Raw genomic sequence first — 21559 nt, forward strand, 5'->3', positions numbered from 1 at the left:
TGATTAAATGAGGATGGTCAGAGGTGCTGAGATTCGCAGGCTTAGAGATCTTGAGTTGATAATCCAGGGCATACCAGGCTATAAATCGCCGAAGCTAAACCTCGAGCAGTACATAACCGACGCCAACATAGTTGCCGTAGCCGTGTGGGACGCATACATGAGGAACTACCTAACAGACGCCAGGGTGCTAGACCTTGGCTGCGGAACCGGCAGGTTCGCAATAGCCGCTGCACTAATGGGCGCTAGGCAGGTGGTGTGTATTGACATAGATGGGGAAGCCCTGGACATAGCCAGGGAGTCAGCTAGTAAATATGGATTGAGTAATATAGACTTTATCGTAAACGACATCAGGAGCATCACCATCACTGGTAAGTTCAATGTAGTCTTCCAAAACCCACCCTTTGGAATACAGTCCGAGAGAGGTCTTGACATGAGGTTCCTAAGCGTTGCAATAAGCCATAGTGATGTCGTATATACGATACATAAACTAACAACTCTAGACTACGTAAGTAACAAGGTCAACTCATGGGGATGCATCATGAACGTGCTAGACAGGGCAACAATAACAATACCACTCACATATAAGCACCATAGAAGGAGAATTTACAAAACCGAGGTATTCCTAGCACGAGTAGAGTGTGAGTCTTTACGGGGAATTAGTCCATGTAATCATTAAGACCGTCCTCGATGAAGATGCGCAGAAATAGGCAAACTAGTACCCTGATGCGGTAACAACTCGGCCACGTACATCATTGTTTTGCTTAGCGTTATTTTCCTCTCGCCGATTTCATCGCCACGTACGTACTTAACCCCGACTGTTTTTTTAGCTCTTAACTCGTGATTACGTAGGTCACGTTGTATTTGGGCTTGATTACGTCACTGCTCAAGGCCCTAACCTGCTTGATGACCTTGACGTCCTTATCTAAGTCCTCGGTGTGGTGGTCTCGATTGATGTTAAGGCGTGTGTAGTGCCTTATTAATCCAGTTAAGAATTTTGCATTGATATGCCCAGTGCTCTGGACGAGTTTGGTGGGTTTGATATGGGGCTTTTGTGGAGGAACAAGTTCTGCACTGGTGTTAAGCGTGGTAGTGAGTATCGATGTGGTGGTGAGGCTGATGAAAACGCCGTAAATAAGGCCGTCGAATTATTAATTGAGGCAGTCAATCGAATACAACGTTGGAGGGTTTGGGACCATGGTGAGTTGAGGAAATAATGGACGAGTGGCTAATGACTAGGGACAGGCTTGAGGTCCAATAGGTATAAATCAATCAAGGGCAAGATCCTTAGTGACGTCACTAGGCTCAGCGAGGAGGGGCTCCTAGCTTCATGCTAACCGCGGTATTGGGCGATGGTAGTGCGGATGTTAAGAAACAACTTAAAAACAATGGTCGTGTTTACAGTATGGCGGTAATCAAGATTACAATGTCGGGTGAGGAGTTTGAGAGGTGGGAATCGTTGTTTGAAAAACTAAAGAAAATAGGCTTTAGGAGCAGTAAACCCTATACGGAGGGTAATGTGGTTGAGGTGCCGTTCTACGGAGGAAACGCCATCAATTTAGCAAGGGCTATGATTAGTGTCCTGCCGCCCATACTGCATGATGTTTTGGATGCCTTAGCCTTCGATAAGTGGGTCAATCTAAGGAGGATTGCAGAGATGGAGATGAAGTACAGGAGAGGTGAGATGCAGGTAAACGTGGCCGGTTACGGATTCACGGTGCAAGTTAAAGTGGGTACTATTGTGCTGGAACATAGGGCTAGGGATGATGATGTCGACGAGGTCATTAACGCGTTGAGGGCTAGGTACGGCAATGAGTTCACCGTTAGTACTCACAAAGGTAGTAGGTATAGGGTTGTGGTGATTCCCGCACGTATGATTGAGAGGTACGAGGACATTAAGGAGCAGGTAATCCGAATACTGTGCAGAAAGCTCAAGAAAGCAAAGGACGAGGAAAAGAGACGAATGATCACAAAGCACCTCAAGCGATTAACACCCACAAAGGAGACCGCCACGGCGGATTATCCCGAGGACCCCACCCAAGACCGAGCCCAGGCAATTAAACAAACGTATTAAATAAACAACGAACCCCGGTAGTATAACGGTTAAGTACGCAAGCCCCTCGAACCCAAAAACTTAAATCGCTGTTAATGAACTGTTGAGCTGGCGGGGGTGCCCGAGCCAGGTCAAAGGGGACGGGTTCAGGTCCCGTTGGCGAAGGCCTGCGTGGGTTCAAATCCCACCCCCCGCACCAGAAATTGAATTATTACGTAAAAATCCTAACTAAATTTGAAGTCGTAAAATACCTAGAGACCTTTATCCAGGATTGGGTCTATGGGTTTGGTCATTGTTGAGCACTTAGGGCTTTATTGACGTGGACTTAAGGCCAGGGTTTATCTTCGTACTTTATTAATGAGGTTAATAATTACTTTTCCATAGGTTGGCGGGCATGGTGAGATTTCAATTACATTTGACTATGTCTGACCTATACCTGTACGTGATTATTTCCTTTGATCACGTCCTAGTTACTGATTAGTCCCTGAGAGTTGCGGTTAAGCTGCTAAGGTTAAATCATGAATTCCATTAGAAGAGTATTTACCATGGTTTAAAGCCCGGCCTTGGTATTGATGATGCATTATTTGCTGGGCTTGGCCACGTCATCACCGCCTCGTTACCCACTACGTAGATCCACGCATGTACGACGGACTCGCCCGTGAATCCACCCGGCTTTATCGGTGCTGGTTGCCAATCCGTGCCGTTCCAGTACCATAGGGCCAGTATAATGTGGGTCGTGGTGAAGTTTACGGCAGCAAGGTTTCCTGGTCCGGCGATTACGATGTTCGTGAATGTGCTCGGCACTATTACGGCATTGCCCACTGGGTAGCTCGCATACCAGGTAATGTTAATGCCATTACCTGAGTAGCCAAAGTAGGTCTTGCCGTTGTGGATTGTTATGATGAGCCAGCCGCACCGTGTACCTATGGGTCCTAGGTTGTATGATAGTAGTTTTGCGTCGATGTTCCAAACCTCATCCCCTACCTGGACTGCGCCAAGTATTGCCTGCCCCCATGTATTCTGCACCCAGTAATTCGTGCTTAGTAGTGCGTTTAATTGTACTGTGTACCCCGGTGGGCTGTAGGCTCTCGGGTTTGGTTCATAGTCGCAGTTCCTTACTAAGTCGTTATATGCTGTTACGTTGATTTCGTTCATACAGTTTGTTAACCAGCCAGCGCTTGCCACCTTTGCATCATAGATGCAGTAATAACCTGCTATTGCCGTTGTGTTTGGGCCATCATAGTAAATACCGGCTGGTTGATAATTAACAAGTACCACTTTCGCACTGCCCTGGGGTGTGATTAATTGTGGCAATGTGTCATTAATGACCTGTGGCGGTTTTAAGAGCCATGGGTCCGTGATGGTGAGCCCAATAACCAATGTAATAACCGTGCTAATTATCCCCATCATTAATGCCAGGATTACGGATCTCGCAATCCCTGGTTTAATAGGCTTCATTCAATTTCTTCTTTCTAGCAACTTTAAATTCCCTTACTTTCAACTTCAGCTAAAGTAAACATAAAAATTCGATAACAAAACCATGACCTACAAACTAAGATTAAATAATAAGCATTCATGCATCCTACATTACTTAGGCTACCTCAACACTAAAACTATGAAGCTTTGCTCGAACTGAAGAGCTAGGACTAAGCTTGAAGCGCATCAAGTGCTTCCCATTCTTTATTTTAATGAGCATCCATGACGTTTTTAATCACGGACCTGGCTTCCAGCCCTTAAATGCCACGTAGTCACCCCTATCATAACCATCGACTGGATACTCAATAGACTCATTGGAGTACTTCGGGTGCCTAGTCAGTGTTTGGGCTACCTTAACAATCACGAAGCCAGCACCCTCGAGTAGTCTCCTAATCTCATCAACCGTATGCCACCTAGCCTGCCTCACATACTCAATTGGGTACGGACTCGGCGGCCTAACCCTCGCAATGTATGGGTCATCCCAGGAACCAAGCAACTCAGCCAACTTATAAAGTAAGCCGTACGAACCCTCGGCAACCACGTCAGCAACGACAATGTGACCGCCAGGCCTAAGGACCCTATAAGCCTCCCTAACCGCCTTAACATCATCACTCACGTAATCCAGGACCCCATTAAGGATCACAGTGTCAAACGTGGAATCCTCAAAGGGAGGTTCTCGGCATAGCCAATCCTTACGTTTAAGCCCCTAGCCCTAGCCACCTCAGCCATAGCTGGGCTCGGTTCAACACAGTCGCTAATGATAACGCCATACCTAGTCCTGAGAATGAACTCGAAGAGCCCAGAACCGCAACCAACACTCAAGGACCTGCCCGGATTTGGCTCAAGCATATACTTAAGGAGTAGGGCCTCTGACTCGAGAACGTACTGATTTCTCAGGAACCACGAATCATACTTACTGGCTTCAAACATAATAACCAACTTATCAATAAATAATAAGCCGGTTTTTAAGAATTACCACAGTGATACCTTAACCAATGCTATAATGAAAACTAGTATACCCATTTGGGTAGTCGGTCAATTAATTATCACATATCCATGCATAAAGTGTGTATTGTATTTTTAACTAGGTTTAGTTCCATGAATAATTATTTTAGTTTAACCTATCTAAATTAATTCTAGGACTAATTAAAGGTGATGAAGAACCGTAATGGAGAAAACTTAAACATAGTGTGATTACGAACTTTTACACTAATGAAAAATGAAATAACCATTGGGTATTATTTAAGATTTAATTCAAAACTAATAATACATTACAATTAGATATTGAGTAATATTTACGAGTAGGAACTTTTAAATATCCTAGTCTTCTATCTCGTTATTGACTATGGCGAAGGCCAAGATCTTGATAATAGCTGGTGACGCTGTAGAAGCCCTTGAAATCTTCTACCCATACTATAGGCTTAAGGAGGAGGGGTGGGATGTCGATGTTGCAGCTCCAAGTAAGAAGGATTTGAGGACGGTGGTTCACGATTTCGAGCCAGGGTGGGAAACATACAGTGAAAAGCCTGGCTATCTCTTCAAGTGGGTTACGAAGACACTTTCGGAGGTTAGGCCTGAGGAGTATGATGGACTAGTCATACCTGGAGGTAGGATGCCTGAGTATGTTAGGGTTGTTGCACTGGAGGATATTAAGCGCATAGTAAGGCACTTCTTCGAGACTGGAAAGCCAGTGGCGGCTATATGCCATGCTCCCCAGATACTAGCGGCTGCCGGAGTAATCAAGGGCAGGAAGATGACTAGTTATATAGCGGTGAGACCTGAGGTTGAGAATAACGGTGGTATATGGGTTGATGAAGAGGTTGTGGTTGATGGGAACCTGGTCACGTCCAGGGCATGGCCCGATAACCCAGCCTGGATGAGGGAATTCATAAAGCTTGTAAAGGCTAGAATAGGCAATAAGTAATGCATTAATGTTAAGTAGCATAAGAAGATTATATTTTAAAATATTAAATTCTACTCTACTTTTTAATATAATTATCACCTATCATTTACGTATGCCACTGTGAAGCTCGAGCCATCACTCGTTAATGAGCTTGGCTGCGCCAGCACCTTCCCGTTGTTTGCAGTCATCACTATCTCTACGGTTGCGTAGCACGTGCCCATTACGTCAGTGTAGTCCTGCCCGAAGTATGCAGTGCCGAAGTTAGCCAGCGCAGTTAATTGTCCATTGACTGTTGGTCTCTCGAGTATGCACTCGGCTGATGAGAGTAGGGCATTGCTTACATTACCCGTCACGGTATACGCCTCATTCTCTGTCACGTCCTTTATGATTACCTGGAACTCGCCATTACCTAGATATGTCACGTTCACATAAATAACATCGCCAGGCTTAACCGTGAAGCCCTTAATCTCGACAGACGGTGATGGGTAAAACTCATACCAAGCCCAGTAAATGGGCTTACCACCACTGCACTCAACGGCTATCCCAGCCTGTTCAACAGTGCTGTCATTATACCCATCAAGCCCAGCCCATAGCGCGACGTACGTCGTCTGCCTGGTACAGGTTACGGAGGGCACAATGAAGGAGCCAGCCACGCTAGTCATAGTACCCTCCTGAGCAGGCACTGCATAGCCTGCCCAGTTCAGGCTGTATACCGTTGATGCGTAGCCCGTACCGTGCTTAATCATTGGGTGCATCATTAGCGTTGGCATTACTAGTGCATGAATTGTGATTGCCATTGCAACTCCTGTTAACGTGAGCATTACAAGTATTGGTGGTAGTCTATCCCTAATCATTAATTGTTCATGCATGTTTTAATCTTTAAAATATTACCTTTGTTTACTTTTGATTCATTGAATAAATATTACAGTACTGTCCCTATTTTACGCACTTTGTTTTAGGAATTCCAGGGCCCTGACAGGGTGCTCCTCAGGCTTAACCCTCCTAATGACCTTAGCGACCTTACCCTCTGGATTTATGATAAACGTAACCCTCTCCGCAGTACCCGTGGGCCTAAGCACGCCATAGGCCTGCGAGACCATCCCCTCACTATCACTCAGCAGCTTGAACTTAACGCCATACTTCTCGGCGAACTTTTTCTGCGTACTTACTGAGTCCGTACTTATCCCAAAGACCACGACGCCAAGCTTCTCAAATTCATTCCAAAGCCTAACGAATTCCTGGGTCTCTCTGGTGCAACCACTCGTGAATGCCTTAGGGAAGAAGTATAGCACAACCCACCTGCCCCTATAATTCGAGAGCTTAATGGTTTCCCCATCGTGGCTTTGAAGCTCAAAGTCCGGCGCCTCCTCTCCCTCCGCAACCATTGGCTAGTCAATCACGGCTGGTCTTTTCTATGTTTAGTTTGAAGTAACTTAATATAACTGGGTTAGGGTTGCTGAATCTCATGAGCTCGCTGAGGAGTTACCTCGTGGAAATCATCAATGAGTACGGCAGGGTACTGAGCATGTATGGAGCATTAACTAACCTAAACAATGCATGCAGTTCAGGTGAGTATGAAGGCGTGGTTAGGGAGGCCCTCATTGAGTCGATTCTGGTGCATTCCCGCAATCTGGTTCAATTCTTCAGGATTGTTAGGGGTAGGAGGTATAAGGACGTCATTTACTACCTGCCGTACCTAAGACGCAGCACCGCTAGGGAGTTCAGGAAGAGGGTCTCGGCATGCCCTGGCTACGGCGATGCCCAGGGAATTATCAGGAGCGTTAATAAGTACGTAGCTCACCTTACGAGGGATTTCGCGGAGTCCGGCGGTAGGGTTATTATGGACGTGAACAGCGTCACCGTCATTGTCAAGCTTCTTTGCTGCGTATTCTCCGTGTTCGCTGATTACGTTGACTCCAGGATTGTTGGTGATGATGTGGTTAATGCCCTTAGGTCTATTGTTGGTGATTGCGTTAAGTAATTAAAGTACCTGGTTGGTTATTCCCGTGATGAGCCTCGTTGAGATTGATGGTTCGGTGCTTGAGGGTGGTGGGCAGATACTGAGGACAGCCCTTGCCCTATCTGCAATAACTGGAAGACCAATTAGGGTATTCAACATAAGGGCCAGGAGGAGTAACCCAGGGCTTCAACAACAGCACTTGACAGGTGTCATTGCGGCGGTCAAAATAGCCAATGCCCAGGTAATGGGAGCAGTTAAGGGTTCCACGGAGTTGGTGTTCAGGCCGGGCAGGATTGGTTGTGGTGAGTTTAGGTTTGACATCGGCACGGCTGGCGCGGTTACCCTGGTCATACAGACTATACTGCCTATCCTGGTCTTCGCGCCTTGTAGGAGCACGGTGACGATAACCGGAGGCACTGACGTACCCTGGTCACCACCGATTGATTACGTGAGGTTTGTAATGCTGCCAATGTTAGGCCTATTCGGTGTTAAGGCTGAGGTTAGGTTAGTGAGGCGTGGTCATTACCCGAGGGGTGGTGGTGAGGTTGTGCTGAGTGTTGAGCCGAGTAAGCTTAGGCCCGTTGAGGCTGTTGAGTTTGGTGATTTGAGGGAGGTCAGGGGTATTTCACATGCTGTTAGGCTTCCTGTCCACGTGGCCCATAGGCAGGCTAATTCGGCTAGGGAAGCGCTCATTAAGGCTGGTGTTAAGGTGCCTATAGACATTGCCGTGGAGACCTACGAGCAAGGTAAGGATCCACACCTAGGCCCTGGTAGTGGTATCGTCCTATGGGCCGTATCGAGCAGGGGCTTTGTTAAGGGTGGTGATGCTCTTGGTGAGAGGGGTAAGCCTGCTGAGGTTGTTGGTGAGGAGGCTGCGAAGAAGCTTCTTGATAACCTTAGGAGTGGTATGGCTCTTGATGAGCACATGGGCGACATGGTCATTCCATACATGGCCTTGGCTGGCAGCGGCGTGGTTGGCGTCTCAAGGATAACCCTGCACACCCTGACAAACATATACATTGTTGAGAGGATATTGGGCGTTAAGTTCGAGGTTAGTGGCAGGGAGGGCGAACCCGGCGTTATTAGAGTTGTTAAGGCTTAATGGCGTTGGTTATTTTTAATTAGGCGCATTATTGCTATGGCTTGTTGATGGACGTGGGCACTGGGCGTAGGGGTGGTATTCCGCTGGCTATTCTAATTGGCTTGGGTACATTCCTCGATGGGTATGACCTGCTAAACATAAGTATTGTATTGCCATTCCTTGTCCACTTCATGCACCTATCCCCTGAAATGCAGGGCTTGCTTGGTACATTCACATATATAGGCGGTGTATTTGGTGCCTTGGTCTTTGGCGTGTTTAGCGATTTAAGGGGTAGGAGGGCGGCATTGCTTAGTGATATTGCCTTTTTCCTGGTCAGTTCCTTACTATCGGCCTTCGTCACATCCCCTGAACAACTCCTGGTACTTAGGTTCCTAATTGGCTTTGGCATTGGTGCTGACATAGTGTCTGGCCCCGCCCTGCTCTCTGAGGAATCACCAACACTAAGAAGGGGCTTCCTACTTGGCATTTCATTAATAATGATGCCACTTGGTGGCTTAGTTAGTGCCCTATTGGCCTACGTATTTTTCGCAATGGGCTTGTCTCCCAACATTTCATGGAGAATTATTCTAGGCGCCGGTGCGGTGCCTGCGGCAATAGTAATTTTACTGAGGAGTAGGTTGCCTGAATCCACGATGTGGTTACTCAGGGGCGCCTCGGGACATAGGAGAATGCCATTTAGTGAGGTGTGGAGGGGTTATTGGAGGATGCTTATTTACTCATCGGCTGCCTGGGTTGGTGCAGGCACGACCTCGATATTCACGATATTCACACCAATGCTCGTTTCCCTAAGAGGTGGTGGCTATGGCATCATGCTAAGCACTGTATTACTTCTCTGGATCTTCGCGACATTGGGTGCCGTGCTTGGTTCATTAATGCTTGATAGAGCCGGTAGGAGAATCGTATTAATGGCTTCCTTGGCCGGCCTAGGGTTTGCCTTCTGGTATGTGGCGATTACATATAGAACCCCAGGGCTTATATACTTACTGTCAATATCAATGCTTTTAACGTTCCTAGTAGTTAGTGGTGCATATACCGTGCAGACCGAGGTCTTCCCAGTGGAGGTTAAGTCCTTTGCTGATGGAATAGCCTTCTCCCTAAACAGAATCGCGAATTTCATGTTCGGCGCATTAACGCCGATTTTCCTCTACACGGGATCAATAGCACGGTACCTTGATTTGGTTGGGGTCTTTGTACTGCTGATGGCCATGACCGTATTACTCACCGGAATAGAAACTGCAAGGAGAGACCTTGAAGAAATAGAAAGAATGGCCAGAAAATGATCTACATATAAAACACCTTAAATTAATCCTTAATTCCTAGACACTGCATAGGTTGAGTAATGATATTCGTAGAAACCCTAGTTTACGTGGTTAAGGACGGTAGGGTCTTGTTAATAAGGAAGAAGCGAGGCCTAGGCGCCGGTTACTATAACGGAGTCGGCGGCAAGATCGAGAGCGGCGAGGACGTAGTCTCGGCGGCAATTAGGGAGTGTAGGGAGGAAGTTGGAATAGAACCCAGGGACTTGGAGTGGATGGGCCTATTGGAATTTTGGAATTATGAGGATGGTAAGGTCGAGTCCGTTCACTTCGTCCACGTATTCATAGCCCACGACTTCAGCGGCGTGCCCAGGGAGTCCGAAGAGGCCGAGCCAATCTGGTTTGGCATTAATGAGGTTCCGTACAGTAACATGTGGAGTGATGACGTACTATGGCTGCCCAAGGTATTGAGTGGTAAGAAGGTCTATGCCAGGTTCGACTTCGATCGCTGGAGGTTGATTGGTGGTCAGGTCTTTGAGTTGGTTAGGGGTTGATCAGTCACGCCCTCGATCCTCACTACTCAGTCGTGTCACTAATCATCACTGAACAACTTAATAGGGCGCCCCTTAATAATCCTTGGTGCTGAGTCCTTCCAGGACTGAGCAGTGAGGAGAAAACCGACCACTGAGCAAAACCACTACCTCATGCCAATCCTGGCGTGCTCGCTCAACACATTACGTATATCTATGCTCAAGTCCTTCATCGCTTGTTAAGTTGGTTTGTGCAGTAATTATGTTAATGATGCCTATGACGCAATTGATTAATTGAAAATTAACATTAATAATCCATGGACCCATTAACTAGAGTATTAGTGCCAGCATCAACGAGAGAGCCATCAAGTACCTCCTCTCATCACCATCGTATTCTTTGCGTAACCCACCATCTGTTGACTAGGTAAATGGCTAGTGCCGGATGAACGCTTGGGTCCCACTCAATGTAAAATTACCGTCCCTAATGATCCGTATCAAGTCTTAACAAACCAAAGAAGTGAGCCAAGGTCATAGTACCTCCTCTCGGCAGCAATGTTGACTTTGGTGAAGGGTCTCTTCCTTGGTGAGTTGTCGTTATATGGGTGGTAAATGACTACGGTGTATCTTGGTGCGAATGCTGCTTGGGATGATATCTTTATTTACCTTTCTATTCCACAATATAAAAACTTACTACCTCTGTTGAATAAGACATTATTTTTATTTTTAATAAAAATACTTGCAATTATTCACTTTATTATTACGCCAAGGATATTGCGCCATCAACAACGACAATAGCGCCATTCATATAGGACGAATCATCGGATGCAAGGAATAGTACTACCCTGGCTATCTCGGTTGGATCAGCAAATCTGCCAGGGGGTATCCTTTGAAGGAACATTTTTGTGAAGTCCTCATACGTTGCCCCATAGGCAGACGCGGCCCTAACAGCCATTGGCGTACTAACCATCCAGGTGCCACAGCATTAACCCTAATACCCCTATTACCATACTCTACCGCCATGCTCTTCGTAAGCATGATCAAGCCAGCCTTGGACACTGAGTAAGGCATTGCAAGTGGTAATGGCCTTATACCAGCCACTGAGATTATATTTACAATAACACCTTTACCACGCCTTAACATTTCAGGTATTGCGTACTTACTCATTAACCAAGCACCCTTCAAATTCACATTAACAACCCTATCAAACTCCTCCTCGGTAAAGTCAGCAGATGGCTTAGCTTTTGGTAAGTCAATACCTGCATTATTTATTAAAATTATCTAATTGACCTAATGTCTCACAGTCTCCCTAACCACATTCTCACAATCACCGGCCTTAGAAACATCGGCATGTATGAACATTGCATCACCACCATTATTTCTAATCATGCTGACGGTCTCCTTACCACCATTATCATTAACATCCACAACGACCACCCTAGAACCCTCACTAGCAAACAGCAACGCAATAGCCCTGCCAATACCACTACCAGCCCCAGTTACAATTGAAACTCTACCATCCAGTTTACCTATCAATAGAAACTAAGGAAGATTCAAAATAAACATTTCTTATCTTAACCATATAATTATATACATGGTAATTTAATGCTATATAACGTTAATGTACTAAGTAGGAAGTGATTTAGCGGCCCCGGTGGGATTCGAACCCACGACCTACGGCTTAGGAGGCCGCCGCTCTATCCTGGCTGAGCTACGGGGCCGAGTTTGATTAGTTTACTTGGTTTTTAGGCTTTTCTCAGGCTGTTTTCCATGATTATTAATCATTATTTTCCTGTGAAGAGCTTCTTGGGTTATCTATGAGTATTTTATCTATTTGCTCCTGGGTTACACCATCACTCCTCAACCTCGGTATTACCTTCTCAAATATTAACATCATTGACCAATCCGGCACTGTGCTCTTTACAACCTCAGGTGGATACCAGTCAATTGTTGGGCAGTAATCATGGGACAGTAGTATCTGGTCAACCCAACCCCTTCTTATTAACTCGATTGTGGTCCTGGTCCTCCTCTCAAGTGGTAGGTATAGGTCTAAGCCGAATCTGTCGAGACCTACGAATACGCCCTCCCTCAGTATTTGCTCTATGAATGATATGTCGTCAGAATCACCGACATGCCCTATGACAGTCCTCGACAAGTCGACACCCTCCTCCTTGAAAATCCTGACCAGCTCAAGGCTTGACTTATTACCAACGAATGAGTGCGTGATTATTGGTACGCCGGTCTTAACGTGAGCCCTTGCGGCCGCCCTAATGGCCATCTCCACGTCCTTTGTTAGCCCAGGTGAGTCAATAACGGCTTTAACAAATGCCGCCTTTGTATTGGTTCCCTGGATGCCAACGGTTATGTCATGCACAAAGGCGTCAACGAGCGACTCAACACCCCTATTCCTGAAGTAGAACGGTAGTTCGGTGTATGTATAGAAGCCAGCGCCCATTATTATGTTAACGCCCGTTGCCTTAACCACCCTCTCGTCAAACCTAACATCCCTGCCTATCCCCGCTACTGTGAGGTCTATGATCGTTTTGGCACCAAACCTCTTAGCCGCATTGACGGCCTCAACTGCTCTTCTAAATTCTTCCTCATCATTATATAGGTGGGGCCAATTCCATCGAACAACCTCAGTAATAAGTCTAAGGTGTTCATGAAATAGCGTTAAACCCATACCGCCTGGGTCTATTTCACCTCCACCAACTATGGGTATTTTATTCATGCCGCGGCTCATTACTTACCACCCACCCTCTTCTTCTCCTGCTCCTGCAATAACCTCCAGTCTATCTTACCTGTCGCGGTCTTTGGTAGTGAATCCACAAATTCCACAACCCTTGGATACTCATAGGCTGACATCCTCTCCTTAGCCCACTGTATTATGTACTCAGGCTTAAGAACCACGTATGCCTTAACCTCCTCACCAACCCTCGGGTCTGGCGTCGCCACTACTGCGACCTCAAGAATAGCTGGGTGCATGTATAGTATGTTCTCAACCCTATACGGCCAAACCTTATAACCAGCCCTATTGATCATTCTCTTGATCCTATCAACATAGAAGAAGTAGCCCTCATCATCCATATAGACAACATCGCCAGTCCTGAAGTAAAGCTTACCGTCAACCTCAATGAACGCCTCCCTAGTCTCCTCGGGTTTCTTCCAATAACCCTTAAACACATTTGGTCCCTAACCACGAGCTCCCCTGTCTTGTCTACCGGTAGTATCTCCTTCGTGTCAGGGTCTATCACCAGGGCATCGGTACAGGGCTTGAGGGATGCCGAGGTCACTACCAATTTTAACCCTGTGCGGTGGGTTAACGTGGGTTTGCGAGAAGGTTTCTGTGAGTCCGTAACCCGCTAAATAATCAAGCCCAGTTAGTTCCTTAAACCTCTTAGCGACTGCCTCAGGCATTGGTGCGCCGCCTCCACCGGCTAGTATTAGTGAGGATAGGTTTCTCTTCTCAATACCCGGCATAGCCAGTAGATCGACGATCATCGTTGATATGCTCGTCCAATGAGTTATTCCATACTTCTCGATTGCATCGACTGCAGTCTCCCTATCCCAGGTTGTCATCAGTACCATCGTTGAACCTGCATAGAGGGGTACGAGGACTGAGTGCACTAAACCGGTGACGTGGAATATGGGCAATACCGTTAGTACAATACCGCTAGGCGCAATGTTGTATCAGATGCTTGCATTCAATGTTGACGCCCACATTATGCCGTGACTGTGCATGACGCCCTTGGGAGTGCCTGTCGTGCCCGATGTATACGGTATTGCGGCAAGGTCCTCATACGTGACCTTCACGGTGGGTGGATTACCATTAAATGACACGGCATCTCTCCAATTAATAACTCCCTGGGGAACCTCAGGGTCCATGAGCATTAATTGAGGAAGCTTGAGCTTGGGCTTTTCAGGTAGGTAATCCCTGTATCTACCAACAATTACGTTCTTAAGTGATGGGATCTTATCTCTAACGCTGAGTAACCTGGGTAATAACTGCGTCAGTGTTACAATTAGCCCCTGTTTCCCTCAATATGTATTCAAGTACGTCCGGCGCAACCAGCGGGTTTATTGGTACAGCAATGGCATTAGCCTTAAAATGCCGAAGAACGATATTATCCAATGAGGCGTGTTCGGCATGTAGATGGCAACCCTATCACCCTTATCGATGCCAAGGTCTTGTAAAAATCCTGAAAATCTAAGTATTGAATCCCAAAGCTCTGATACGTAATCCTAAAGCCATAGTAAATAATCACATCCTTATCTGGGTACCTCATGGCAGAAACCTCAACAGCATTAAATAGAGGAACCCTTGGGTAATCCATTCTCCTCGGCACCCTAGGAGGCCAGTACTTAAACCAGGGTCTATCGTCACGAACCTCACATACATAATCCCTCTCGGGTATAACCTGAACTTCAGTATCACCGACCTGCTTTGTTATTAATTCCATATATTTTATATTTATTAAATGTTGATAAAGATTGATATTATAAATATTATATAATCTTTACAACCTTCTATGATTATAAATGTCGATAACTATATATTTACCATAATAGGTAAATTAATTAACGAAAAATCATTAAGTGTTTTTCTGTATGGTTAGGTCTCCTGAGGATTATGTTAATAGTCTGCGTGATGGTAGGGTTATATATTATAGGGGTAAGCCTGTGGATGATGTCACTAGGCATGAGGTTTTGAGGGTTGCCATTAATCATGCACTCGAGCTTTATAAGTGGCAAGCGGATCCTGAGTTGAGGAAGTACTTATTATATGACGATCCTCAGTATGGGACGATAAGTAGGTTCTATAAGGTGCCCAGGGGTCCCAGTGATTTGATTGAGAGGTTTAAGTTAATTTACAACACGACACTGCTTGGTAAGGGCATGTTCAATATCATGAAGACCATAGGCTCAGATGCGTTGTTCGGCCTTATGATAGCATCTAAGCAATTGGATAGGGCTCGAGGTACTAACTACTATGATAGGGTCATGAGGTATTACGATTATGTCGTTAGGAATGATATCACGATTGCCGTTGCTCAGACTGACGTTAAGGGTGATAGGATGCTTAGGCCTCATCAGCAGGAGGACCCGGATCTATACGTGCATATTGTTGGTAGGGAGTCTGATGGCATCATTGTTAGGGGTGCTAAGGTTCACACGACTCAATCAATCGCAGCCAATGAACTCATCGTCCTGCCCTACAGGAACATGGTTAAGGAGGATGCGGACTACGCGGTTGCATTTGCAACGCCGGTTAATGCCAAGGGCATTGTATTAATACCGAGACCACTGAGGGAGGTTGAGATTAACATGCTTGGTGATGAATTCCCAATGGGTAAGAGTAATGTGGAGGTTGAGACGCTCACAATATTTGATAATGTCAAGGTGCCTAACGACAGGGTTTTCCTGGCCGGCGAGTACGAGTTCGCGGCGCCTTACGGATTAACCTTCGCGCTATATCATAGGTTTACGGCAATTTCCTACAGAGCCGCCTTAGCCGATGTATTGCTTGGTTATGCAAAGCTCTTTGCTGAGTATAACGATGTTGAGACGGCATCCCACATTAGGAGGGATATTGTCGACATAATAACGTATAAGGAATACCTAATATCTAGCGCGATTGCTGCCGCCGAGAGGTGCATTAAGGACCCCAATACCGGCATCTGCATACCGAACCCAATATATACAAACGTTGGTAAGCTCACGGCAAATGCCAAGTACCTGGATGCCATTAAGGACATGATAGACGTGGCCGGCGGACTGCTCGCAGACATACCATCAACAAGCGAGTTAAGTAACCCAATCGAGGAGAAGTACATGGTCAAGTACCTAGTGGGTAAGAGGGGCGCGGACCCGAGGGTTAGGATTAGGCTCTTCCAGATAGCCCGTGAATTCCTATCAGCCCTCGGTGCCCTACTATCCGTTGGCATGATACATGCTGAGGGGTCAATAGAGGCAAGCGTAATAGAACTGTACAGGTCATATAACTACGACATAAGCAGGACAGCCGCGCTATACAACGCAGACCTGGCGAAGACCGATGATGTAAAGAGACTACTGGAGTGGTGGTGACTTGAAAAGATGGGGGCTCCTCCCTAATATTAAAAATAAGTAAGGCATACACCTATAATAACAAGGCCCTAGTTATAGGGATATGCAGTCAGTGGAGGACTTGAGGAGGATTGGTCGAGAACTAAGGGGCGAATTAGGACTACGTACCTATCCAGTAGGTATTAGGTTCTGCCTTGAGCCCTGTGACCTAACTGGTTTTAGGAGGCCCAGGGATTTCGGTATTCACATGACTGCTTGTCAAGTCATAAATGCAGCTAGGTATGGATGGTCCATGGCATTTACCCTGGAGGACATGTTCTGCATTGGCGGTGCGTACCTGTTTGGTTGGTGCCCGAGTACCCAGGGTTCCTTGAAACGCCAATTAGCAGGCATACATCCAGTGATGATGCGAAGAAGCGCATTAACTCAAGGTTCCTGGAGAACGCATTGCCAGAGGGTAGTGTTAGGGCGGTCCTGGTGGCGCCACTGGAGCGCATTAATTTCATACCAGACGTAATCGATGTGTACGGTACACCAACACAGATAAATATGATTGCCAAGTCCCTAATATGGCACGGAATATTCCCAGAGGTTGAACTCCTTGGCTTAATATCGTGTTCCATGGTCACCAGGGCCTACAAGACGAAGAAGCCCCAGGTAAAGATACCAGGCTCAGGTGAAATTGCGTGGGGTAGGACCGAGGAGGATGAAGTGAGTATTGTAATACCACCGGAGTACATCGACAAGGTACCAAGCGGATTAGAAAATATTAAGAGGTTAAACCCATACCCACCACCTAGGTTCTGGTGGTACGAACCAATCGCACCCAGGGGATACACAATAACCTATAGGGATTACGAGGAATGGAAAAAGAGGAAAAACCCACAGGCCTAACGGCAATTACCCACCATGGGTGACACGCGTCAAATCGTGTAGAGGATTACTAATGATATTAGGGGCCCTAATGCAAGGCTTAAAATACCGAGTATTGGGCTTATGCTTATTGCGAGGCCTACGAATATTGGGGCCACCATGGAGCCCACCTGGGATACCGCATTTGCGTAACCCATGGATGTGCCGGCGTTTTCATTGCCCATGATCCTTATTATTAATACGTCAGTCGGTGGCCTATACAGGAATGAGCTTATTCCAAATACGAGGAAGACTGGGAAGAGGAGTAATGTCTCCTTAAGGAGGATCGCCGCCAAGAGATCGCAGGCTATGAAAGCCACCAGTGAGAACTCAATCACCCTCTTCTCACCTATTGACTTGGGCAATACCGATGCCAGGAAGATGGAGACCAACTGTCCCAGGGAGTAAGTGAAGAAGAGTAGCACGGGTAGTACTCCCTTGATCCCATCATAGAGGACCAAGAATGGTAGGAGCCAACTTGATGTTCCCCAGGATCCCCATAATTCCCCTGCCCTCATTACCACGGCCTTCGCCACCCTCGAATTCATCAACACGCTTTTAGGCCTGGCATTCCTGCTGCCACCTATTTTAAGGCCTACAGAGGATAACGATGCAATGAGTAGTGCCAGGAATATCACCAAGTAAAAGATTCTCCAGTGGGCGATTATTAATGGGGATGCCGCGCTCAATGCAATTAGGACTATCGGTGCCGCGCTCTCAAGCAACGCAACTCTCCCATGCACTCTATCCTGGGTTGAGTGACTCGCTATCTTCATCGCAGATGGGAATAAACCAGCGGTTAGGAAACCAGCCATTAGGTAGAGGAGTAGGATTTGCACGAAGTTGCTTGCCAGGAACAACATTAGGATCACGGCACTGGATAGAGTTCCAGAAATGAGTATTGACTTACTTGGTCCAATCCTATCAATGAGTACTCCCCAGGGTATTGAGGAAGCCACATAACCAATATAGAACAGTGTCAAAACAAGGCCGATCTGTACGGAGTTAAGTCTCAGCAATTCAGCCACGGCCACACTAACGACCCCCCAACTCAGTCTCACGGACAGTTGCAGAAAGGTCACACTCCACGCAATAACGAACCCTCTATCCACCTAACCGCCTATGAACAAACCACTTATTAAGTTAGTCCCTAATTACGCCTCGGCATGAACATCTAACAGGTATCATTAATAGCAAATAATTATCACAAGCCCTACTAAACGCTTGGTATTAGTAATGGTGACCATGAATGGTGTATCCACGACCCCTAATCAACCGCCTCACCCACTATTCTTGCCAATGCATTGCCTGCGCCGCTCATGAAGTGCCTCTTTATCCAGGGCTTTATTATTAGGAAGAATGGTGTTATCCTAACGTTCCATTGGCTTATTAGTACGTTATTACTTATGTAGTTCTTTACGTAACCCTTTATTGGGCCTTCCACGTAATTAATCACCACAGCCTTCTCCTTCCCATGAACCTCAATCTTCGCGACACCTCTATTATTTAAACCTGGAAATGCAAACCTAATTCTCACAATGTATGCATCATCATCCCTGCTAAGTATCTCCACTTCCCTATGCCCTCTCCAATACCTAGGCATATTACTAATATCACTAAGTACCTGCCATACCTTCTCAAGATCACCTGGGTTTACCTCCCTTCTCGCTGTAAATTCTATCCCCAATATTGACATTGTGATAACTTGTATTACTGCATTAAATAAAATAATTCTTGCATTAATTGTTTAAGAGAACTACTGAATTTCAATTGCTCATCTCTATACGACCAATGTACTCAGGTATATAATTATGCCCCGTTGCCTTTGAGCTAATTCCCCTGCTAAGGGCTCTGTATAGTTCGACAGATGTATCGGTACCAAATGCCTTGCCCTGGATTCATGAAATACCCTCATAACATCGCTATATGTTGAGTGCTTCCAAAACCTTGCCTCTGCATCTTTATCATCGGTATAAGTCATTTCATGTATTAAGTAATCCACATCCTCGGCTGCTTTAACAACGCTCTTTGAATATGCCGTATCACCGCTATAGAATAGTAACGTATCGCCATATTCTATTCTATATCCATTATCCGGTATTATGTGCTCGGCCCTAAATGGCTCTATTAATAATTTCCTACCATTCACTACGGTCTCAAAAGAATCATCCTCCACGTATTCAGCACTTACATTAAATGCTGGTGGAGTGTTTAATAATTCAAGAAGCATTAAGGTATTCTCCCTTATTTTTCCTGGTCCTAATATCACCAATGGTCTCTGTGCTCCATATATTGCACGAAACCACAATAATTCTGGTAATCCAGCAAAGTGATCAAGGTGCATGTGAGTTATGGCGACTACGGATATGCCTAAGGGATTTATGTCGTGGTCAAGTAAGGACTCGAGGATACCAGGTCCGAAATCAAAAACTATCGAGTTATCGATTATAAAGGACGTATATCGCTTTCCCTTTACTATGTTTGAGCTCCAATTACCTAGGAATGTAATTCTCATGATTATTACCTTATTACCTTGCTATTTCCTCTAATGATTTCTGTTTTGTTTCGACACCGAGTACTACGGTTATTATGAAGCCTATGAACCCACTATTGCAAAGAATATAAGTGATAGGCTTGTTCCCCATGTTGCTAATAATGTTGGGAAGAAGAAAATGCTTATTACAGCACCTACCCTGCTTATTGCAGTAGAACTCGCCTGCCCAGTAGCCCTTACCCTAGTTGGGAATAACTCCGCTGAATATACGAAGTCCGTCGTACCCGGCCCAAAGGTCAGGAAAAATGCATATAGTGGGAATAACGTTAATAACATTAAAGTACTTGGTGGATACATAAGACCAAGGGCAAGTAGTAAAGCACTGGCTACAAGGAAGCCTATTGCCGTTATTGGTTTCCTACCAAGTCTATCCATTAATACTATAGACACGGCACTACCTGCCATTTCCATTGCAGCCACAAAAACAGAGGCCTGCACAGCAGCAGTCATGCCCTTAAGACCAAGGGCTATTAAAAGTGTTGGGGTGAATATGCTTATTCCGTAAAATACGAAGTCAAATGCGAACCAGAATCCCCATACAAAAGCCGTGTACCTCACTATATCCCTTGAGAATAATTCACTTATTGGAACACGTGGTAATGGCTTATAAGCGGCTTCCACATCGGATGGTTTTACAGGCACACCAAGGGCCTTCTCTAAAATTTTCGCCGCCTTTTCCGCTTGACCATGAACAACAAGCCATCTTGGTGATTCAGGCAGCCAATTTCTACTTATTATCACTGCTATCGCTGGTATTATGCCTATAGCCAACATGTACCTCCATGATATTGGCCCAAGCGGAAGTAACGCCAAGCCAATGAGATATGCCGCTAACGCACCTACCCACCACCCAAATACGTTAGCTGCCATTAATTTTCCTCGCCAGGACTTAGGCGAAAATTCCGCCACTATGGTTGTACTTAATGCGTAATCTGCTCCAAGCCCTATGCCTAATAATGCCCTGAATATTATTAACTGGATAGTGTTTTGAGCCATCGCTGTTAATGCAGTAAATATTACAAAGAAAATTAAATCCCATATAAACATTAATCTTCTACCAAACCTGTCAGCCAAGTATCCAAATAATAAGGCGCCTATGAGCATACCTATACTTGTTGCTGCGCCTATAAGCCCTAATTCATACGAAGTAGGATGAAACTCAGGCTTAATATATAGGAGCGCTACGGATATTATGGAAATGTCATAGCCATCTAAAAATACACCCAATGCCGAGAGAAGAGTTATTATAGCTTGAAACCTTGACATTCTTGCCGTGTCTAAAGCCTTAATTATCGAGTCTATACCTCCCCCTTCATTACTTGAATTACTCATGCGCATTCACTTTTATTTAATATGGTTAATAAAGCCTGCGCAGGTGAAGTACTAACTATAACTATATATGATACAACATAATAATTTATGTAGTAATAATGATAAAAATGAAATTAGGTCAATAGTACATAATTACCAAAGAGTTACCAAAGAGGTGAGGTTATACATAATTCTAAAGCTCCGGGTTTGTTGATACTAACCTTAATAAAACGTTAATGCTGCAAGTTGATTGATGTCGCATGTCACATAATAGTTGGTATTCCTGTATAGCGTTAGGTCCTCCAAGGTATTAATTATAATTACATTAATATATTAATTAAGATATAATCATAGTTCATAAAAATGGCATCGTTTCCTCAATGACCATCCTAACAAGGTAACTCCCGCCTTGAACTAGCCTTACCAATAATGAGTATAAATC

General features: G+C 45.5%; 22 protein-coding genes, 2 tRNA genes and 2 pseudogenes. 12 read left to right on the top strand and 14 right to left on the bottom strand.

Annotation, left to right across the window (positions count from 1 at the left end; all coding sequences use genetic code 11):
• The first annotated feature begins 7 nt into the window (after positions 1-7).
• The 4 genes from JCM14467_RS10495 to JCM14467_RS10510 all read left to right on the top strand — a co-directional run bounded on the left by JCM14467_RS10495 (position 8) and on the right by JCM14467_RS10510 (position 2249).
• Entirely contained in the window at positions 8-676 is a 669-nt protein-coding gene (locus JCM14467_RS10495) for an METTL5 family protein (protein ID WP_054850086.1), read from the top strand.
• A 328-nt stretch (positions 677-1004) separates the two neighbouring features.
• Positions 1005-1214 carry a hypothetical protein gene (locus tag JCM14467_RS10500; protein WP_054850087.1) on the top strand — a complete coding sequence of 70 codons (210 nt, stop codon included), beginning with the start codon at positions 1005-1007 and terminating at the stop codon, positions 1212-1214.
• A 113-nt stretch (positions 1215-1327) separates the two neighbouring features.
• The gene (locus JCM14467_RS10505; protein WP_252901382.1) at positions 1328-2071 is read left to right on the top strand and encodes a hypothetical protein; all 744 of its coding nucleotides are present in this window, start codon (positions 1328-1330) and stop codon (positions 2069-2071) included.
• A 90-nt stretch (positions 2072-2161) separates the two neighbouring features.
• Positions 2162-2249: transfer RNA gene (locus JCM14467_RS10510), tRNA-Leu, on the top strand.
• 341 nt (positions 2250-2590) lie between these two features.
• Here the strand turns inward: JCM14467_RS10510 and JCM14467_RS10515 are convergent.
• The 3 genes from JCM14467_RS10515 to JCM14467_RS10525 all read right to left on the bottom strand — a co-directional run bounded on the left by JCM14467_RS10515 (position 2591) and on the right by JCM14467_RS10525 (position 4456).
• Positions 2591-3508: a hypothetical protein gene (locus tag JCM14467_RS10515; protein ID WP_054850089.1), complete on the bottom strand. Its 918-nt coding sequence runs from the start codon at positions 3506-3508 to the stop codon at positions 2591-2593.
• A gap of 253 nt (positions 3509-3761) precedes the next feature.
• A complete protein-coding gene (locus JCM14467_RS10520) occupies positions 3762-4169 on the bottom strand; it encodes a methyltransferase domain-containing protein (RefSeq protein WP_054850090.1) in 408 nt (135 codons plus the stop codon).
• Complete coding sequence (locus JCM14467_RS10525) at positions 4166-4456, bottom strand: class I SAM-dependent methyltransferase (RefSeq protein ID WP_054850091.1); 291 nt, start codon at positions 4454-4456, stop codon at positions 4166-4168. Before JCM14467_RS10525 ends, JCM14467_RS10520 begins: the two co-directional genes overlap by 4 nt.
• A gap of 415 nt (positions 4457-4871) precedes the next feature.
• Here JCM14467_RS10525 and JCM14467_RS10530 point away from each other — a divergent pair, with 415 nt between their 5' ends.
• On the top strand, positions 4872-5450 hold the full coding sequence (locus JCM14467_RS10530) for a DJ-1/PfpI family protein (protein WP_054850092.1): 579 nt from the start codon (positions 4872-4874) through the stop codon (positions 5448-5450).
• Positions 5451-5524: 74 nt separating this feature from the next.
• Here JCM14467_RS10530 and JCM14467_RS10535 read toward each other — a convergent pair whose 3' ends face one another.
• The gene (locus JCM14467_RS10535) at positions 5525-6283 is read right to left on the bottom strand and encodes a G1 family glutamic endopeptidase (RefSeq protein WP_054850093.1); all 759 of its coding nucleotides are present in this window, start codon (positions 6281-6283) and stop codon (positions 5525-5527) included.
• Between the two features lie 87 nt (positions 6284-6370).
• On the bottom strand, positions 6371-6814 hold the full coding sequence (locus JCM14467_RS10540; RefSeq protein ID WP_054850094.1) for a peroxiredoxin: 444 nt from the start codon (positions 6812-6814) through the stop codon (positions 6371-6373).
• 80 nt (positions 6815-6894) lie between these two features.
• Between JCM14467_RS10540 and JCM14467_RS10545 the strand changes: the two genes are divergently transcribed.
• Genes JCM14467_RS10545 through JCM14467_RS10560 form a run of 4 tightly spaced genes read left to right on the top strand, consistent with a single transcriptional unit; the run spans position 6895 to position 10301 of the window.
• Positions 6895-7410, top strand: a complete 516-nt coding sequence (locus JCM14467_RS10545; protein WP_054850095.1) for a hypothetical protein — start codon at positions 6895-6897, stop codon at positions 7408-7410.
• A gap of 28 nt (positions 7411-7438) precedes the next feature.
• On the top strand, positions 7439-8491 hold the full coding sequence (rtcA, locus tag JCM14467_RS10550) for an RNA 3'-terminal phosphate cyclase (protein WP_054850096.1): 1053 nt from the start codon (positions 7439-7441) through the stop codon (positions 8489-8491).
• A gap of 47 nt (positions 8492-8538) precedes the next feature.
• Positions 8539-9771: an MFS transporter gene (locus JCM14467_RS10555; RefSeq protein WP_252901411.1), complete on the top strand. Its 1233-nt coding sequence runs from the start codon at positions 8539-8541 to the stop codon at positions 9769-9771.
• Positions 9772-9830: 59 nt separating this feature from the next.
• Positions 9831-10301 carry an 8-oxo-dGTP diphosphatase gene (locus JCM14467_RS10560; RefSeq protein WP_054850097.1) on the top strand — a complete coding sequence of 157 codons (471 nt, stop codon included), beginning with the start codon at positions 9831-9833 and terminating at the stop codon, positions 10299-10301.
• A gap of 733 nt (positions 10302-11034) precedes the next feature.
• Here the strand turns inward: JCM14467_RS10560 and JCM14467_RS10565 are convergent.
• From JCM14467_RS10565 to JCM14467_RS10585, 5 genes and pseudogenes are all read right to left on the bottom strand, one after another.
• A complete protein-coding gene (locus JCM14467_RS10565; RefSeq protein WP_054850098.1) occupies positions 11035-11244 on the bottom strand; it encodes an SDR family oxidoreductase in 210 nt (69 codons plus the stop codon).
• Positions 11245-11297: 53 nt separating this feature from the next.
• Positions 11298-11810, bottom strand: a pseudogene (locus tag JCM14467_RS17950) (SDR family NAD(P)-dependent oxidoreductase); the annotation flags it as partial.
• Positions 11811-11920: 110 nt separating this feature from the next.
• Positions 11921-11995, bottom strand: a tRNA-Arg gene (locus JCM14467_RS10575).
• Between the two features lie 56 nt (positions 11996-12051).
• On the bottom strand, positions 12052-13017 hold the full coding sequence (locus JCM14467_RS10580) for a phosphotriesterase family protein (RefSeq protein ID WP_252901384.1): 966 nt from the start codon (positions 13015-13017) through the stop codon (positions 12052-12054).
• Positions 13017-14608 (bottom strand): annotated as a pseudogene (locus JCM14467_RS10585) (long-chain-fatty-acid--CoA ligase). The gene JCM14467_RS10580 and the pseudogene JCM14467_RS10585 overlap by 1 nt, the downstream one beginning before the upstream one ends.
• Positions 14609-14882: 274 nt before the next feature.
• Between JCM14467_RS10585 and JCM14467_RS10590 the strand changes: the two are divergent.
• From JCM14467_RS10590 to JCM14467_RS10595, 3 genes are all read left to right on the top strand, one after another.
• On the top strand, positions 14883-16361 hold the full coding sequence (locus tag JCM14467_RS10590; RefSeq protein WP_054850101.1) for a 4-hydroxyphenylacetate 3-hydroxylase N-terminal domain-containing protein: 1479 nt from the start codon (positions 14883-14885) through the stop codon (positions 16359-16361).
• 82 nt (positions 16362-16443) lie between these two features.
• On the top strand, positions 16444-16857 hold the full coding sequence (locus tag JCM14467_RS17965) for a DUF169 domain-containing protein (protein ID WP_252901386.1): 414 nt from the start codon (positions 16444-16446) through the stop codon (positions 16855-16857).
• A complete protein-coding gene (locus JCM14467_RS10595; RefSeq protein WP_342765527.1) occupies positions 16788-17234 on the top strand; it encodes a DUF169 domain-containing protein in 447 nt (148 codons plus the stop codon). The genes JCM14467_RS17965 and JCM14467_RS10595 overlap by 70 nt, the downstream gene beginning before the upstream one ends.
• Positions 17235-17263: 29 nt before the next feature.
• Here the strand turns inward: JCM14467_RS10595 and JCM14467_RS10600 are convergent, their stop codons facing one another.
• From JCM14467_RS10600 to JCM14467_RS10615, 4 genes are all read right to left on the bottom strand, one after another.
• Positions 17264-18364 carry an MFS transporter gene (locus JCM14467_RS10600; RefSeq protein WP_054850103.1) on the bottom strand — a complete coding sequence of 367 codons (1101 nt, stop codon included), beginning with the start codon at positions 18362-18364 and terminating at the stop codon, positions 17264-17266.
• 155 nt (positions 18365-18519) lie between these two features.
• Complete coding sequence (locus JCM14467_RS10605) at positions 18520-18948, bottom strand: SRPBCC family protein (protein ID WP_054850104.1); 429 nt, start codon at positions 18946-18948, stop codon at positions 18520-18522.
• 84 nt (positions 18949-19032) lie between these two features.
• A complete protein-coding gene (locus tag JCM14467_RS10610) occupies positions 19033-19767 on the bottom strand; it encodes an MBL fold metallo-hydrolase (protein WP_054850105.1) in 735 nt (244 codons plus the stop codon).
• 81 nt (positions 19768-19848) lie between these two features.
• Complete coding sequence (locus JCM14467_RS10615; RefSeq protein WP_054850106.1) at positions 19849-21138, bottom strand: MFS transporter; 1290 nt, start codon at positions 21136-21138, stop codon at positions 19849-19851.
• Positions 21139-21559: the final 421 nt, after the last annotated feature.

Origin of the sequence: Vulcanisaeta sp. JCM 14467 (assembly GCF_001316245.1) — an archaeon.
Taxonomy (GTDB): Archaea; Thermoproteota; Thermoprotei; order Thermoproteales; family Thermocladiaceae; genus Vulcanisaeta.

Bases quoted from the DNA above. Each gene is read 5' to 3' on its own strand.
- JCM14467_RS10495 (WP_054850086.1), top strand. From the start codon at position 8: ATGAGGATGGTCAGAGGTGCTGAGATTCGCAGGCTTAGAGATCTTGAG.
- JCM14467_RS10500 (WP_054850087.1), top strand. From the start codon at position 1,005: ATGCCCAGTGCTCTGGACGAGTTTGGTGGGTTTGATATGGGGCTTTTG.
- JCM14467_RS10505 (WP_252901382.1), top strand. From the start codon at position 1,328: ATGCTAACCGCGGTATTGGGCGATGGTAGTGCGGATGTTAAGAAACAA.
- JCM14467_RS10515 (WP_054850089.1), bottom strand. From the start codon at position 3,508: ATGAAGCCTATTAAACCAGGGATTGCGAGATCCGTAATCCTGGCATTA.
- JCM14467_RS10525 (WP_054850091.1), bottom strand. From the start codon at position 4,456: ATGTTTGAAGCCAGTAAGTATGATTCGTGGTTCCTGAGAAATCAGTAC.
- JCM14467_RS10530 (WP_054850092.1), top strand. From the start codon at position 4,872: ATGGCGAAGGCCAAGATCTTGATAATAGCTGGTGACGCTGTAGAAGCC.
- JCM14467_RS10535 (WP_054850093.1), bottom strand. From the start codon at position 6,283: ATGATTAGGGATAGACTACCACCAATACTTGTAATGCTCACGTTAACA.
- JCM14467_RS10540 (WP_054850094.1), bottom strand. From the start codon at position 6,814: ATGGTTGCGGAGGGAGAGGAGGCGCCGGACTTTGAGCTTCAAAGCCAC.
- JCM14467_RS10545 (WP_054850095.1), top strand. From the start codon at position 6,895: ATGAGCTCGCTGAGGAGTTACCTCGTGGAAATCATCAATGAGTACGGC.
- rtcA (WP_054850096.1), top strand. From the start codon at position 7,439: ATGAGCCTCGTTGAGATTGATGGTTCGGTGCTTGAGGGTGGTGGGCAG.
- JCM14467_RS10555 (WP_252901411.1), top strand. From the start codon at position 8,539: ATGGACGTGGGCACTGGGCGTAGGGGTGGTATTCCGCTGGCTATTCTA.
- JCM14467_RS10560 (WP_054850097.1), top strand. From the start codon at position 9,831: ATGATATTCGTAGAAACCCTAGTTTACGTGGTTAAGGACGGTAGGGTC.
- JCM14467_RS10565 (WP_054850098.1), bottom strand. From the start codon at position 11,244: ATGGTTAGTACGCCAATGGCTGTTAGGGCCGCGTCTGCCTATGGGGCA.
- JCM14467_RS10580 (WP_252901384.1), bottom strand. From the start codon at position 13,017: ATGAGCCGCGGCATGAATAAAATACCCATAGTTGGTGGAGGTGAAATA.
- JCM14467_RS10590 (WP_054850101.1), top strand. From the start codon at position 14,883: ATGGTTAGGTCTCCTGAGGATTATGTTAATAGTCTGCGTGATGGTAGG.
- JCM14467_RS17965 (WP_252901386.1), top strand. From the start codon at position 16,444: ATGCAGTCAGTGGAGGACTTGAGGAGGATTGGTCGAGAACTAAGGGGC.
- JCM14467_RS10605 (WP_054850104.1), bottom strand. From the start codon at position 18,948: ATGTCAATATTGGGGATAGAATTTACAGCGAGAAGGGAGGTAAACCCA.
- JCM14467_RS10610 (WP_054850105.1), bottom strand. From the start codon at position 19,767: ATGAGAATTACATTCCTAGGTAATTGGAGCTCAAACATAGTAAAGGGA.
- JCM14467_RS10615 (WP_054850106.1), bottom strand. From the start codon at position 21,138: ATGAGTAATTCAAGTAATGAAGGGGGAGGTATAGACTCGATAATTAAG.